This window comes from Chlamydia trachomatis A/HAR-13 (genome assembly GCF_000012125.1).
Lineage (GTDB): Bacteria > Chlamydiota > Chlamydiia > Chlamydiales > Chlamydiaceae > Chlamydia > Chlamydia trachomatis.
The window spans coordinates 584,892-597,336 of record NC_007429.1 but is presented as its reverse complement, the minus strand read 5'-3'; the positions used below and the strand labels follow the sequence as shown (position 1 = coordinate 597,336).

Sequence of the window (12,445 nt, the reverse complement as noted above, 5' to 3'; positions counted from 1 at the left end):
ACATGTTTAAAAAGTTTAAGCCAGTAACTCCCGGGACGAGACAGTTAATTCTGCCTTCTTTTGATGAGCTTACTACTCAAGGAGAGTTAAAGGGATCTAGTTCTAGAAGAAGTGTTCGTCCAAATAAAAAGCTTTCTTTTTTCAAAAAGAGCTCTGGAGGACGAGATAATTTAGGACATATTTCCTGCCGCCATCGTGGAGGAGGAGTAAGACGTCATTATAGAGTGATCGACTTCAAACGTAATAAAGACGGTATTGAAGCGAAGGTTGCTTCTGTGGAGTATGATCCAAACCGTTCTGCTTATATTGCTCTATTGAATTATGTAGATGGAGAAAAGCGTTATATTCTAGCTCCTAAAGGAATTAAGCGAGGCGATCGTGTGATTTCTGGAGAAGGAAGTCCTTTCAAAACTGGATGCTGCATGACTCTTAAGAGCATCCCTCTGGGACTTTCTGTTCATAACGTGGAGATGAGACCTGGCTCCGGGGGTAAATTAGTCCGTTCTGCAGGACTTTCAGCCCAGATCATCGCTAAAACAGCTGGATACGTCACTTTGAAGATGCCTTCTGGCGAATTTCGTATGTTGAATGAAATGTGCCGAGCTACTGTCGGAGAGGTCTCCAATGCAGATCACAATCTGTGTGTAGACGGTAAAGCTGGGCGTCGTCGATGGAAAGGAATTCGGCCAACAGTTCGAGGAACAGCTATGAACCCTGTTGATCACCCACACGGAGGTGGTGAAGGGCGTCATAACGGATACATTTCCCAGACCCCTTGGGGTAAAGTCACGAAAGGATTGAAAACTCGTGATAAGCGTAAGAGTAATAAGTGGATAGTTAAGGATAGAAGGAAATAGGGATTATGAGTAGATCGCTAAGAAAAGGTCCTTTTGTTGATCATCACCTTCTCAAAAAGGTCCGAGATATGAACGCTTTGGAGAAGAAAACTCCAATCAAAACGTGGTCTCGTCGTTCTATGATTACCCCTGAAATGATTGGGCACACTTTTGAGGTTCATAATGGCCGTAAATTTTTGACGGTCTTTGTGTCAGAAACTATGGTTGGACACAAGTTGGGAGAGTTCTCTCCAACAAGAATGTTTAAGAGCCATCCCGTTAAAAAAGGGTAAGTCATAAGGAGACAGGTTATGTTTAAAGCGACAGCCCGATACATACGGGTTCAGCCAAGAAAGGCTCGTTTAGCTGCAGGATTGATGAGAAACCGTAGTGTTGTTGAAGCTCAACAGCAACTCAGCTTTTCTCAGATGAAGGCTGGAAGATGCCTTAAAAAAGTGTTGGATGGCGCTATTGCAAATGCAGAGTCCAATGAAAATATAAAACGTGAAAATCTTTGCGTTCTAGAAGTTCGGGTTGATGTCGGCCCAATGTTCAAAAGAATGAAGTCTAAGAGTCGTGGGGGAAGAGCCCCGATTTTGAAGCGCACGAGTCATCTAACTGTGATTGTTGGCGAGAGAGGGCAGTAGGAGTAGGGTATGGGTCAAAAAGGATGTCCAATAGGGTTCCGCACAGCGGTTACTAAGAAATGGCGATCTTTGTGGTATGGGAATAATCAAGAATTCGGAAAATTTCTCATTGAAGATGTGAAAATTAGAGAATTTTTGAAGAAGAAACCTTCTTGTCAAGGTGCTGCGGGATTCGTTGTTAAACGTATGAGCGGTAAAATTGAAGTTACTATCCATACTGCTAGACCTGGATTAGTAATCGGGAAGAAAGGGGCTGAAGTAGAGTCTCTGAAAGCCGAGCTGAAAAAGCTAACAGGCAAAGATGTTTGGGTTGAGATTGCAGAAGTTAAACGCCCAGAGCTTAACGCTCAGCTCGTCGCAGACGGTATTGCCAAACAGATAGAAAGACGGGTTTCTTTCAGAAGAGCAATGAAAAAGGCTTTGCAATCTGTAATGGATGCAGGTGCTTTGGGAGTAAAAGTTCAGGTTTCTGGTCGTTTAGCTGGAGCTGAGATTGCTCGGTCGGAATGGTATAAGAACGGTCGTGTGCCTCTTCATACGCTCAGAGCAGATATTGATTATGCTACAGCGTCTGCAGAGACTACTTATGGAATTATCGGCATAAAAGTTTGGATTAATCTTAGTGAAAAGAAGGCCGTTCCTGCGGCTAATCATGCAGGTGCTGCTTCAACAGCTGCTGCGTAGTGCAGATAGGTTATAAGGGTGTGTGAATTATTATGTTAATGCCTAAACGAACAAAATTTCGCAAGCAGCAGAAAGGTCAGTTTGCTGGATTGAGTAAGGGAGCAACGTTTGTTGACTTCGGCGAATTTGGAATGCAGACTCTGGAAAGAGGATGGATTACCAGCCGCCAAATTGAGGCATGCAGGGTTGCTATCAACAGATATTTAAAACGTAAAGGGAAAGTTTGGATTCGAGTTTTCCCAGATAAGAGTGTAACGAAAAAACCTGCTGAAACTCGAATGGGTAAAGGTAAGGGAGCTCCTGATCACTGGGTAGTTGTTGTCCGTCCCGGACGTATTTTATTCGAAGTGGCAAACGTTTCGAAAGAAGATGCTCAGGATGCTTTGAGAAGAGCTGCTGCAAAGTTAGGAATTAGAACACGATTTGTTAAGCGTGTGGAAAGGGTATAGTATGGGAGCAAAAAAGAATTTATTAGCGGAGCTTAGAGAGAAGAGCTCTGAAGAGTTGGATGAGTTTATTCGTGATAATAAAAAAGCTCTCTTCGCTTTGCGTGCGGAAGCTGCTTTACAGAATAAAGTTGTGAAAACTCATCAGTTTTCTCTGTATAAGAAAAGCATTGCTCGTGCTCTAACAATAAAACAAGAAAAAAAGGATAGAGTCCATGGCTAGTGATGTGAGAGGCCGTAGAAAGACCAAAATTGGTGTAGTAGTCTCATCAAAAATGGAAAAAACTGTTGTTGTTCGAGTCGAAAGGGTATACTCGCACCCTCAATATGCTAAGGTGGTTAGGGATTCTAGCAAGTATTATGCGCATAATGAGTTGGATGTGAAAGAAGGTGATACTGTTCGAATCCAAGAGACGCGTCCTTTGTCTAAAACGAAGAGATGGCGGGTTGTCGGACGTGTAAATTAGTAGTGGTTTAGCAATTATGATCCAGCAAGAAAGTCAGTTAAAAGTTGCCGATAATACGGGGGCTAAGAAAGTTAAGTGTTTCAAGGTTCTAGGCGGATCTCGTCGACGTTATGCAACGGTCGGTGATGTGATTGTATGCTCTGTAAGAGATGTTGAGCCTGATAGTTCCGTAAAGAAGGGGGATGTTGTTAAGGCCGTAATCGTACGGACTCGAAACGATATCCATCGTAAAGATGGTTCTACACTAAGATTCGATACGAATAGTTGTGTAATCATCGATGATAAAGGCAATCCTAAAGGAACTAGAATTTTTGGGCCTATAGCAAGGGAGATTCGAGACAGAGGCTTTGTTAAGATTAGCTCTTTGGCTCCCGAGGTGATTTAAAGGTAAGATAGTATGAAGAGACGTAGTGTTTGTGTCGGTGACACTGTTTATGTGCTTGCTGGAAACGACAAAGGTAAGCAAGGGAAAGTTTTACGTTGTTTAAAGGATAAGGTTGTCGTTGAAGGAATCAATGTCCGAGTAAAAAATATTAAACGCTCTCAAGAGAATCCTAAAGGGAAGCGCATTAATATTGAGGCTCCTCTCCATATTTCTAACGTACGTTTAAGTATCGATAATCAGCCTGCTAGACTGTTTGTCAAAGTTAGAGAGAAAGGACGAGAGCTTTGGAATAAGCATTCCGATGGAAGTTCTTCATTATACCGATCGGTAAGAGAGAGAAAGGGTTAATATGAGCAGGTTAAAAAAACTATATACTGAAGAGATAAGAAAGACTCTTCAAGATAAGTTTCAGTATGAAAATGTAATGCAAATCCCTGTTCTTAAGAAGATCGTAATAAGCATGGGGCTTGCAGAGGCTGCAAAGGATAAAAACCTTTTCCAGGCTCATTTAGAGGAATTGGCGGTTATCTCTAGTCAAAAACCTTTGGTAACAAGAGCTAGAAACTCTATCGCAGGCTTCAAGTTACGAGAGGGTCAGGGCATCGGAGCAAAAGTCACTCTACGTGGAATCCGTATGTATGACTTTATGGACCGTTTTTGCAATATTGTCTCCCCAAGAATTCGAGACTTTAGAGGATTCTCTTGTAAAGGAGATGGACGAGGATGTTATTCCTTTGGTTTAGATGATCAGCAAATCTTTCCTGAAGTTGATTTAGATCGTGTTAAACGATCTCAGGGAATGAATATTACTTGGGTAACTACAGCACAAACCGATGCGGAGTGCCTTACCTTGTTAGAGTGTATGGGCTTGCGTTTCAAGAAGGCTCAATAAGGGAGATGTAGGTCGGTATGGGAATGACGAGTGATTCAATCGCAAATTTATTGACACGGATTCGAAATGCTTTGATGGCAGAGCATTTGTACGTTGATATCGAGCATAGTAAAATGCTTGAAGCAATAGTAAGAATTCTCAAGCAGCACGGGTTCGTTGCTCACTTTTTAGTAAAAGAAGAAAATCGCAAAAGACTAATGAGAGTCTTTTTGCGGTACGGAGAAGATCGCAGACCTGTGATTCATGCTCTTAAGCGTGTGTCTAAACCTTCTAGGAGGGTTTATGTTTCTGCAGCAAAAATTCCTTATGTATTTGGAAATATGGGTATTGCCGTTCTTTCGACTCCTCAAGGGGTTTTAGAAGGCTCTGTAGCAAGGGCTAAGAATGTTGGCGGCGAATTGCTTTGTTTGGTTTGGTAGCAAATTAAAAGATTAGGACGGTAACGAATGTCTCGTAAAGCTCGAGACCCTATTGTGCTTCCTCAAGGCGTAGAGGTCTCTATTCAAAATGATGAAATCTCAGTGAAAGGTCCTAAAGGGTCTTTGACGCAGGTATTGGCTAAAGAAGTTGAGATTGCCGTTAAAGGTAATGAGGTGTTTGTTACTCCTGCGGCTCACGTTGTAGATAGACCTGGTCGTATACAAGGGCTTTATTGGGCCTTAATAGCAAATATGGTCAAAGGTGTCCATACTGGATTTGAGAAGCGTTTAGAAATGATCGGAGTCGGCTTCAGAGCTGCAGTACAAGGGTCCTTGTTAGATCTGTCAATAGGGGTTTCTCACCCTACAAAAATGCCTATTCCTACGGGATTAGAAGTCTCTGTTGAGAAAAACACATTGATCTCCATTAAAGGTATCAATAAGCAGTTAGTTGGAGAATTTGCGACTTGTGTTCGTGCAAAACGCCCTCCAGAACCATACAAAGGTAAAGGAATTCGTTACGAAAACGAATATGTTCGTCGTAAGGCTGGGAAAGCAGCGAAAACTGGTAAAAAATAGAGGGTAAAGTAGAGTCGAACTATGGAAAGCTCTTTATATAAGAAAACTTCGGGGAAAGCTCGTAGAGCTTTAAGAGTGCGGAAAGCCTTAAAGGGATGTTCTTTAAAGCCCAGATTATCCGTTGTAAAGACAAATAAGCATGTTTATGTGCAGCTGATTGATGATGTTGAAGGGAAAACTTTAGCATCTATTTCAACTTTGGCTAAGGTTGCAAAAACTTCTGGATTAACTAGAAAAAATCAGGATAATGCCAAAGCTTTGGGAATAAAAATTGCTGAATTAGGGAAAGGCCTTCAAGTAGATCGAGTTGTTTTCGATCGAGGAGCTCATAAGTATCATGGTGTAGTAGCTATGGTTGCTGATGGAGCCAGAGAGGGTGGATTACAGTTTTAATGAAGGTTTAGATAATGACGCTATCAAGAAATTCTCATAAGGAAGATCAGCTGGAAGAGAAGGTTCTCGTCGTCAACCGTTGTTGTAAGGTTGTTAAAGGAGGCCGTAAGTTTAGTTTTTCTGCGCTTATTTTAGTTGGCGATAGAAAAGGGCGTTTAGGCTTCGGATTTGCGAAAGCTAACGAGCTAACTGATGCCATCCGTAAAGGTGGAGATGCTGCTCGAAAAAATCTTGTCTCTATCAATTCTCTTGAGGGAGGATCTATTCCTCATGAGGTTCTTGTCAATCATGATGGAGCAGAGCTTCTGTTAAAACCTGCTAAGCCAGGAACCGGAATCGTTGCAGGATCTCGTATTCGGTTGATTTTAGAGATGGCCGGGGTAAAGGACATCGTAGCAAAGAGTTTAGGATCCAATAATCCTATGAATCAGGTTAAAGCGGCTTTTAAAGCCCTCCTGACACTCTCTTGTAAAGATGATATTATGAAAAGGAGAGCCGTTATCAATGATTAAGTTAGAGTGTTTACAAGATCCTTCGCCTCGTAAGCGAAGAACGAAACTCTTGGGCCGAGGACCTTCTTCTGGTCACGGGAAAACAAGTAGTCGAGGACACAAAGGGGACTGTAGCCGTTCTGGATACAAGAGACGTTTCGGATATGAAGGGGGAGGCGTACCTTTATACAGAAGAGTTCCTACACGAGGATTTTCTCATAAACGCTTTGATAAATGTGTTGAAGAAATCACAACACAACGTTTGAATGAGATTTTTGACAATGGCGCAGAAGTATCTTTGGAAGCTTTAAAAGAAAGAAAAGTTATCCATAGAGAGACTTCTCGTGTTAAAGTAATCCTTAAAGGAGCTCTGGATAAGAAATTAGTCTGGAAAGATGCTGCAATAGTGCTGTCAGAAGGAGTAAAAAGTCTTATCGAGGCTGTTTAACTAGAACTTTTAGGTAAAGTTTATGGCTACATTGCGACAAGTGTTTTCGATTTCCGAACTGCGACAAAAAATATTTTTCACATTTTCCTTGCTTGCATTATGTAGAATCGGGGTGTTTATCCCTGTGCCTGGAATTAACGGAGACCGCGCCGTAGCCTACTTTAACCAATTGCTGGGGTCTGGCCAAAATTTGTTTCAGTTAGCTGACATTTTTTCTGGGGGAGCTTTTGCTCAAATGACGGTAATAGCTCTTGGAGTTGTTCCGTACATCTCGGCTTCAATCATTGTACAGCTTCTTGTCGTCTTTATGCCGACTCTGCAAAGAGAAATGCGAGAGTCGCCGGATCAAGGGAAGCGTAAATTAGGACGAATGACACGGCTTTTTACTCTTGTTCTAGCCTGTGTACAGTCTTTGCTTTTCGCAAAATTTGCTCTGCGAATGAATCTTGTTGTTCCAGGGATTGTTTTGCCAGCAATGTTGTCCTTAAAGCTGTTTGGAGTGCCTTGGGTATTTTATTTGACAACTGTTGTGGTTATGATAACAGGGACTCTTTTACTTATGTGGGTTGGAGAGCAAATATCTGACAAAGGGATTGGTAATGGAATCAGTTTGATCATTACTCTCGGGATATTAGCCTCTTTTCCTTCCGTTTTAGGGTCTATATTTAACAAGTTAAATTTGGGATCTCAGGATCCTTCTGAATTTGGAATCGTTTCGCTTTTAATTCTTTGCGCGGTTTTTGTCTTTGTTCTTATGGCAACTGTGCTCATTATTGAAGGTATGAGAAAGATTCCTGTTCAGCATGCACGTAGAATTATTGGAAGGAGAGAGGTTGTAGGAGGGGGATCGTATCTTCCTTTGAAGGTGAATTATGCTGGAGTAATCCCGGTTATTTTTGCTTCCTCTTTACTCATGTTCCCAGCTACGATTGGGCAGTTTCTTTCCTCGGAATCTTCTTGGTTGAAACGCATTGCGACTATGCTGTCCCCAGGTAGTGTGGCGTATTCCATTTTTTATGTGTTGCTTATTATATTTTTCACTTATTTTTGGACAGCTACGCAGTTCCGTCCAGAGCAAATAGCTTCTGAAATGAAGAAAAATGGAGCGTTTATTCCTGGCATTAGACAAGGGAAACCAACCCAGACCTATCTTGAATACACAATGAATAGGGTAACTTTGCTAGGAGCTGTATTTTTAGCTGTTGTAGCTATATTACCTTCCATTTTGGGAAGGATTTTGAGAGTTGACGCGAACGTTAGCTACTTTTTGGGTGGAACAGCCATGCTGATCGTAGTCGGAGTCATCTTGGACACGATGAAGCAAATTGATGCTTTCCTTTTAGTCCGGCGTTATGACGGAGTTTTAAAGAAAGACCGCCCCAAAGGAAGACCTTGAAAAATAACAATTTTTGACCTAAGATGCTTATACTACTTTAAGGGAGGCCCTTCGTATGCCACGCATCATTGGAATAGATATTCCTGCGAAAAAGAAATTAAAAATAAGTCTTACATATATTTATGGAATAGGGCCAGCTCTTTCTAAAGAGATCATTGCTAGATTGCAGTTGAATCCCGAAGCTAGAGCTGCAGAGTTGACTGAGGAAGAGGTTGGTCGACTAAACGCTCTTTTACAGTCGGATTACGTTGTTGAAGGGGATTTGCGCCGTCGTGTGCAATCTGATATCAAACGTCTGATTACTATCCATGCTTATCGTGGACAAAGACATAGACTTTCTTTGCCTGTTCGTGGTCAGAGAACAAAAACAAATTCTCGCACGCGTAAGGGTAAACGTAAAACTGTTGCAGGTAAGAAGAAATAATAATTTTTAGGAGAGAGTGTTTTGGTTAAAAATCAAGCGCAAAAAAAAGGCGTAAAAAGAAAACAAGTAAAAAACATTCCTTCGGGCATTGTCCATGTTAAGGCTACTTTTAATAATACAATTGTAACCATAACAGACCCTGCTGGTAATGTGATTTCATGGGCTTCTGCTGGGAAAGTTGGTTATTCTGGTTCTCGTAAATCTTCAGCATTTGCTGCGACGGTTGCCGCTCAAGATGCTGCTAAGGCTGCTATGAGTTCTGGATTAAAAGAAGTTGAAGTAGGCTTAAAAGGAACTGGTGCAGGGCGGGAATCTGCTGTGCGAGCGCTAATTTCTTCTGGGCTTATCGTTTCCGTTATCCGAGATGAAACTCCCGTCCCTCATAACGGGTGTCGACCAAGAAAACGACGAAGAGTGTAGTTATAGCTAAGGAGTTTGGGATGTCGGATAGTTCACACAATTTACTTTATAACAAATTTGAGTTGCCTGAATCGGTGAAGATGTCTCCTGTGGAAGGGGCTGTTGGCGGCATTGATAAAGTAGCTCGATTTGTTGCAGATCCCTTGGAAAAAGGGATGGGGCACACCTTGGGAAGCGCCTTGCGACGTGCTCTGTTAATCGGCTTGGAAGCTCCTGCTATTGTCTCTTTCTCTATGACAGGAGTTTTGCACGAATATATGGCGGTAGAGGGGATCATTGAAGATGTTACCAATATCGTTTTGAATTTGAAAGGTTCGTTGCTTAAAAAGTATCCTCTACAAGATTGTGAAGGTGGAAGATGCTCTCAAAAGTTACGAGCTACGATTTCTATTGATGCATCCGATTTAGCTGCTGCTGGTGGGCAGAAGGAAGTTACTTTAGGAGATTTGCTACAAGAAGGAACTTTTGAAGCGGTCAATCCTGAGCACGTAATTTTTACGGTCACGCGTCCAATGCAACTTGAGGTTATGTTGCGAGTTGCTTTTGGTAGAGGATACTCTCCTTCTGAAAGAATCGTTCTTGAAGAAAGAGGCATGAATGAGATCGTTTTAGATGCGGCATTCTCTCCTGTTGTTCTGGTTAACTATTTTGTTGAAGACACCCGCGTTGGACAAGATACAGATTTCGATCGTTTAGTGTTGCAAGTGGAAACCGATGGTCGTGTGGCTCCTAAAGAAGCTGTAGCTTTTGCTACACAGATTTTGAGTAAGCATTTTTCTGTTTTCGAAAAAATGGACGAGAAGAGAATCGTTTTTGAGGAAGCAATCTCTGTAGAGAAAGAAAACAAAGACGATATTCTTCATAAATTGGTTTTAGGCATTAATGAGATAGAACTTTCTGTACGATCTACAAATTGTTTATCTAATGCCAATATCGAAACGATAGGGGAATTGGTAATTATGCCAGAGCCTCGTCTGTTACAATTTAGAAATTTCGGGAAGAAGTCTCTCTGCGAGATTAAGAATAAACTGAAAGAAATGAAATTAGAGTTAGGCATGGACCTCAGCCAGTTTGGTGTTGGTCTGGATAACGTTAAAGAAAAAATGAAGTGGTATGCCGAGAAAATTCGGTTGAGTAAAAATACCAAGGGATAAAAAGAGATATGCAACACGCTAGAAAAAAATTTAGGGTTGGTCGTACTTCGTCTCATAACCGTTGCATGTTGGCTAATATGTTGAAGTCTTTGATTCACAATGAAAGAATAGAGACTACATTGCCTAAAGCCAAAGAGTTGCGTCGGCATGCAGACAAGATGATTACTTTAGCTAAGAAAAATACCTTAGCTGCAAGAAGATTAGCTGTAGGGCGTCTTATGGTCAGATATAATACGTTGACTAGCAAAGAGGCTCGCCAAGTTAAAGCTGGAGATTTGTCTGCTTATAATGTTGATAGAAGAGTCATTGGGAAGTTATTTGATGTGTTAGCAACCAGGTTTTCTTCGAGAAATGGCGGGTATACGCGCATTTTGAAGTTGCAAAATAGGGTTGGTGATAATGCTCAAAAGTGTATTATAGAATTTTTAGCATAGTGATGCTAATTTTTCGAAAACACTGACTACCTGGGATTTAGCAATGAGAATTGTGATTAATGGTTTTGGACGGATTGGGCGATTAGTTTTAAGACAGATTCTGAAAAGGAATTCTCCCATAGAAGTTGTAGCTATTAATGATTTAGTCGCAGGAGATCTTTTAACATATTTATTTAAATATGATTCCACACACGGATCTTTCGCTCCTCAAGCAACATTTTCGGATGGATGTTTGGTTATGGGAGAAAGAAAGGTCCATTTCTTAGCGGAAAAAGACGTTCAAAAGCTTCCTTGGAAGGATTTGGATGTTGATGTCGTCGTCGAAAGTACTGGATTGTTTGTCAATAGGGATGATGTTGCAAAGCATTTGGACTCTGGAGCAAAGAGAGTGTTGATCACAGCTCCTGCGAAAGGCGATGTCCCTACGTTTGTTATGGGAGTTAACCATCAGCAGTTTGACCCAGCTGACGTCATCATTTCTAATGCTTCCTGTACCACCAATTGTTTAGCTCCTTTGGCCAAAGTTCTATTGGATAATTTTGGTATAGAAGAAGGGCTAATGACAACAGTTCACGCTGCAACAGCTACGCAGAGTGTGGTTGATGGCCCTTCTCGTAAGGATTGGAGAGGGGGTAGAGGAGCTTTTCAGAATATTATCCCGGCTTCGACAGGAGCTGCTAAAGCTGTAGGGTTGTGTTTGCCTGAGCTTAAAGGAAAATTAACAGGAATGGCCTTTAGAGTGCCTGTAGCAGATGTTTCTGTAGTAGATTTAACTGTTAAGTTGAGCTCAGCCACGACGTACGAGGCTATCTGTGAAGCTGTGAAGCATGCAGCAAACACGAGCATGAAGAATATTATGTACTACACGGAAGAAGCTGTAGTCTCTTCTGATTTTATTGGCTGTGAGTATTCATCTGTATTCGATGCTCAAGCCGGGGTTGCTTTGAACGATCGATTTTTCAAATTGGTAGCTTGGTATGATAATGAAATAGGCTATGCAACTCGCATAGTGGATTTATTAGAGTACGTACAAGAAAACTCTAAATAAAGGTTCGTTCGTGTATTTTACAAGAGATCCAGTCATAGAGACTGTTATTACATCTAGAGAAGGATATAAGTTATCCATTCGTAATTCGAAACACTTGTCCCAAGATCCTTTTGTCGTTGAGGCTATAGAGGTTGTCCGTTTAGGAGAGACTAGTTTTTTCCGTAATTGCGATCATAGTAAGCCGTTTTTACTGCCAGCATCTGATTATGAAGTGATGGAAATCCGGGATGCTAAAATCAACCTTAAGGCTGTTGGTTTAGATCGTGGAGTCAAGATTGTTGGTAGTCGGGAAGCTTTACTAAAGATGCCGAAGGTGGCTCCAATAGTTTCTGTATCGGAAGATAATACGATTGTTTCTGAAGAAGAGGTAGTTGCAGACTCTACTGTTGCAGCTCCCGCTTCTACACCTGTAGCTCCGATGTCTAAGAAAGAGAGACGAAAAGAGTTTAAGAATGAGAAATGGAAGGATAAGAAAAAACAAGGACGTCGTCGAAATAGTAAAGAGATTGCCGATGCTGTTGGATCTTCTCAAGAGATAATCGACACTGTAGCAGAGGAATGTTTGCAAGAGTCCTCTTCTGAGGAAGGCGATTTCAGTGAGCGACGGTTTTCTTTGATTCCTCCTCCTACTCGATTGATTTCTGATGGTCCAGAAGAACCCGAGGAAGAGTCTCAGCCTGTGACTTCAGTGGATTTAAATGAGTCTCTAAACGCTTTAGTCAGCGAAAGTTGCAATGTTATTGAGTCTATTTTAGCCGATGAGGACACGGTTGTTTTTACTAAAGAAAAAGATCAAACTGCCGAAGAATCTCAAGAGCAGCCAAGTCTTTCATTAGAAGAAACTCTTGTTCATGACAGGATTTCTTCAGAAGAGTAAGAAGT

At 41.5% G+C, this 12,445-nt stretch carries 22 protein-coding genes; all 22 read left to right on the top strand.

The genetic code is table 11. From position 1 onward, the window contains the following. Window positions 1-2 precede the first annotated feature (2 nt). Genes rplB through grgA form a run of 22 tightly spaced genes read left to right on the top strand, consistent with a single transcriptional unit; the run spans window position 3 to window position 12,440 of the window. Window positions 3-857 (top strand): 50S ribosomal protein L2, encoded by an 855-nt coding sequence (rplB, locus tag CTA_RS02850; RefSeq protein ID WP_009871889.1) that lies wholly within the window; start codon window positions 3-5, stop codon window positions 855-857. 5 nt (window positions 858-862) lie between these two features. Then, a complete protein-coding gene (gene rpsS / locus CTA_RS02845; protein ID WP_009871888.1) occupies window positions 863-1,129 on the top strand; it encodes a 30S ribosomal protein S19 in 267 nt (88 codons plus the stop codon). An 18-nt stretch (window positions 1,130-1,147) separates the two neighbouring features. Then, window positions 1,148-1,483 (top strand): 50S ribosomal protein L22, encoded by a 336-nt coding sequence (gene rplV / locus CTA_RS02840; protein WP_010725239.1) that lies wholly within the window; start codon window positions 1,148-1,150, stop codon window positions 1,481-1,483. Between the two features lie 9 nt (window positions 1,484-1,492). After that, the gene (gene rpsC, locus CTA_RS02835) at window positions 1,493-2,167 is read left to right on the top strand and encodes a 30S ribosomal protein S3 (RefSeq protein WP_011324763.1); all 675 of its coding nucleotides are present in this window, start codon (window positions 1,493-1,495) and stop codon (window positions 2,165-2,167) included. 32 nt (window positions 2,168-2,199) lie between these two features. Then, entirely contained in the window at window positions 2,200-2,616 is a 417-nt protein-coding gene (gene rplP, locus CTA_RS02830; RefSeq protein ID WP_009871885.1) for a 50S ribosomal protein L16, read from the top strand. Window position 2,617: 1 nt separating this feature from the next. Then, the gene (gene rpmC, locus CTA_RS02825; RefSeq protein ID WP_009871884.1) at window positions 2,618-2,836 is read left to right on the top strand and encodes a 50S ribosomal protein L29; all 219 of its coding nucleotides are present in this window, start codon (window positions 2,618-2,620) and stop codon (window positions 2,834-2,836) included. Further along, window positions 2,829-3,080 carry a 30S ribosomal protein S17 gene (gene rpsQ, locus CTA_RS02820; protein ID WP_009871883.1) on the top strand — a complete coding sequence of 84 codons (252 nt, stop codon included), beginning with the start codon at window positions 2,829-2,831 and terminating at the stop codon, window positions 3,078-3,080. Before rpmC ends, rpsQ begins: the two co-directional genes overlap by 8 nt. A 16-nt stretch (window positions 3,081-3,096) precedes the next feature. After that, entirely contained in the window at window positions 3,097-3,465 is a 369-nt protein-coding gene (rplN, locus tag CTA_RS02815; RefSeq protein WP_010725233.1) for a 50S ribosomal protein L14, read from the top strand. Window positions 3,466-3,477: 12 nt separating this feature from the next. Continuing rightward, window positions 3,478-3,813 carry a 50S ribosomal protein L24 gene (gene rplX / locus CTA_RS02810; RefSeq protein WP_009871881.1) on the top strand — a complete coding sequence of 112 codons (336 nt, stop codon included), beginning with the start codon at window positions 3,478-3,480 and terminating at the stop codon, window positions 3,811-3,813. A gap of 1 nt (window position 3,814) precedes the next feature. Further along, window positions 3,815-4,357, top strand: coding sequence for a 50S ribosomal protein L5 (gene rplE, locus CTA_RS02805; protein WP_009871880.1), 543 nt, complete (start codon window positions 3,815-3,817; stop codon window positions 4,355-4,357). Between the two features lie 17 nt (window positions 4,358-4,374). Then, the gene (gene rpsH, locus CTA_RS02800) at window positions 4,375-4,776 is read left to right on the top strand and encodes a 30S ribosomal protein S8 (RefSeq protein WP_009871879.1); all 402 of its coding nucleotides are present in this window, start codon (window positions 4,375-4,377) and stop codon (window positions 4,774-4,776) included. Window positions 4,777-4,803: 27 nt separating this feature from the next. Then, window positions 4,804-5,355, top strand: coding sequence for a 50S ribosomal protein L6 (gene rplF, locus CTA_RS02795; RefSeq protein ID WP_011324762.1), 552 nt, complete (start codon window positions 4,804-4,806; stop codon window positions 5,353-5,355). Between the two features lie 21 nt (window positions 5,356-5,376). Next, entirely contained in the window at window positions 5,377-5,748 is a 372-nt protein-coding gene (rplR, locus tag CTA_RS02790) for a 50S ribosomal protein L18 (protein WP_009871877.1), read from the top strand. A gap of 14 nt (window positions 5,749-5,762) precedes the next feature. After that, complete coding sequence (gene rpsE / locus CTA_RS02785) at window positions 5,763-6,260, top strand: 30S ribosomal protein S5 (protein ID WP_009871876.1); 498 nt, start codon at window positions 5,763-5,765, stop codon at window positions 6,258-6,260. After that, window positions 6,253-6,687, top strand: coding sequence for a 50S ribosomal protein L15 (gene rplO / locus CTA_RS02780; protein ID WP_011324761.1), 435 nt, complete (start codon window positions 6,253-6,255; stop codon window positions 6,685-6,687). The genes rpsE and rplO overlap by 8 nt, the downstream gene beginning before the upstream one ends. Before the next feature lie 22 nt (window positions 6,688-6,709). After that, the gene (secY, locus tag CTA_RS02775; protein WP_011324760.1) at window positions 6,710-8,083 is read left to right on the top strand and encodes a preprotein translocase subunit SecY; all 1,374 of its coding nucleotides are present in this window, start codon (window positions 6,710-6,712) and stop codon (window positions 8,081-8,083) included. A gap of 55 nt (window positions 8,084-8,138) precedes the next feature. Beyond that, complete coding sequence (rpsM, locus tag CTA_RS02770; RefSeq protein WP_009871873.1) at window positions 8,139-8,507, top strand: 30S ribosomal protein S13; 369 nt, start codon at window positions 8,139-8,141, stop codon at window positions 8,505-8,507. 21 nt (window positions 8,508-8,528) lie between these two features. Beyond that, entirely contained in the window at window positions 8,529-8,927 is a 399-nt protein-coding gene (gene rpsK / locus CTA_RS02765) for a 30S ribosomal protein S11 (protein WP_011324759.1), read from the top strand. A gap of 20 nt (window positions 8,928-8,947) precedes the next feature. Further along, on the top strand, window positions 8,948-10,081 hold the full coding sequence (locus CTA_RS02760) for a DNA-directed RNA polymerase subunit alpha (RefSeq protein ID WP_011324758.1): 1,134 nt from the start codon (window positions 8,948-8,950) through the stop codon (window positions 10,079-10,081). Between the two features lie 8 nt (window positions 10,082-10,089). Next, window positions 10,090-10,515: a 50S ribosomal protein L17 gene (gene rplQ / locus CTA_RS02755; protein WP_009871870.1), complete on the top strand. Its 426-nt coding sequence runs from the start codon at window positions 10,090-10,092 to the stop codon at window positions 10,513-10,515. A gap of 43 nt (window positions 10,516-10,558) precedes the next feature. Next, window positions 10,559-11,563, top strand: a complete 1,005-nt coding sequence (gap, locus tag CTA_RS02750; protein WP_009871869.1) for a type I glyceraldehyde-3-phosphate dehydrogenase — start codon at window positions 10,559-10,561, stop codon at window positions 11,561-11,563. A gap of 10 nt (window positions 11,564-11,573) precedes the next feature. Continuing rightward, window positions 11,574-12,440, top strand: a complete 867-nt coding sequence (gene grgA, locus CTA_RS02745) for a general transcription factor GrgA (RefSeq protein WP_011324757.1) — start codon at window positions 11,574-11,576, stop codon at window positions 12,438-12,440. Window positions 12,441-12,445 lie beyond the last annotated feature (5 nt).

Bases quoted from the DNA above. Each gene is read 5' to 3' on its own strand.
- rplP (WP_009871885.1), top strand. From the start codon at position 2,200: ATGTTAATGCCTAAACGAACAAAATTTCGCAAGCAGCAGAAAGGTCAG.
- rplB (WP_009871889.1), top strand. From the start codon at position 3: ATGTTTAAAAAGTTTAAGCCAGTAACTCCCGGGACGAGACAGTTAATT.
- rpsQ (WP_009871883.1), top strand. From the start codon at position 2,829: ATGGCTAGTGATGTGAGAGGCCGTAGAAAGACCAAAATTGGTGTAGTA.
- rplX (WP_009871881.1), top strand. From the start codon at position 3,478: ATGAAGAGACGTAGTGTTTGTGTCGGTGACACTGTTTATGTGCTTGCT.
- rplV (WP_010725239.1), top strand. From the start codon at position 1,148: ATGTTTAAAGCGACAGCCCGATACATACGGGTTCAGCCAAGAAAGGCT.
- rpsE (WP_009871876.1), top strand. From the start codon at position 5,763: ATGACGCTATCAAGAAATTCTCATAAGGAAGATCAGCTGGAAGAGAAG.
- rplR (WP_009871877.1), top strand. From the start codon at position 5,377: ATGGAAAGCTCTTTATATAAGAAAACTTCGGGGAAAGCTCGTAGAGCT.
- gap (WP_009871869.1), top strand. From the start codon at position 10,559: ATGAGAATTGTGATTAATGGTTTTGGACGGATTGGGCGATTAGTTTTA.
- rplQ (WP_009871870.1), top strand. From the start codon at position 10,090: ATGCAACACGCTAGAAAAAAATTTAGGGTTGGTCGTACTTCGTCTCAT.
- rpmC (WP_009871884.1), top strand. From the start codon at position 2,618: ATGGGAGCAAAAAAGAATTTATTAGCGGAGCTTAGAGAGAAGAGCTCT.
- rplO (WP_011324761.1), top strand. From the start codon at position 6,253: ATGATTAAGTTAGAGTGTTTACAAGATCCTTCGCCTCGTAAGCGAAGA.
- rpsH (WP_009871879.1), top strand. From the start codon at position 4,375: ATGGGAATGACGAGTGATTCAATCGCAAATTTATTGACACGGATTCGA.
- CTA_RS02760 (WP_011324758.1), top strand. From the start codon at position 8,948: ATGTCGGATAGTTCACACAATTTACTTTATAACAAATTTGAGTTGCCT.
- rpsC (WP_011324763.1), top strand. From the start codon at position 1,493: ATGGGTCAAAAAGGATGTCCAATAGGGTTCCGCACAGCGGTTACTAAG.
- rpsS (WP_009871888.1), top strand. From the start codon at position 863: ATGAGTAGATCGCTAAGAAAAGGTCCTTTTGTTGATCATCACCTTCTC.
- rplE (WP_009871880.1), top strand. From the start codon at position 3,815: ATGAGCAGGTTAAAAAAACTATATACTGAAGAGATAAGAAAGACTCTT.
- rplF (WP_011324762.1), top strand. From the start codon at position 4,804: ATGTCTCGTAAAGCTCGAGACCCTATTGTGCTTCCTCAAGGCGTAGAG.
- rpsM (WP_009871873.1), top strand. From the start codon at position 8,139: ATGCCACGCATCATTGGAATAGATATTCCTGCGAAAAAGAAATTAAAA.
- secY (WP_011324760.1), top strand. From the start codon at position 6,710: ATGGCTACATTGCGACAAGTGTTTTCGATTTCCGAACTGCGACAAAAA.
- rplN (WP_010725233.1), top strand. From the start codon at position 3,097: ATGATCCAGCAAGAAAGTCAGTTAAAAGTTGCCGATAATACGGGGGCT.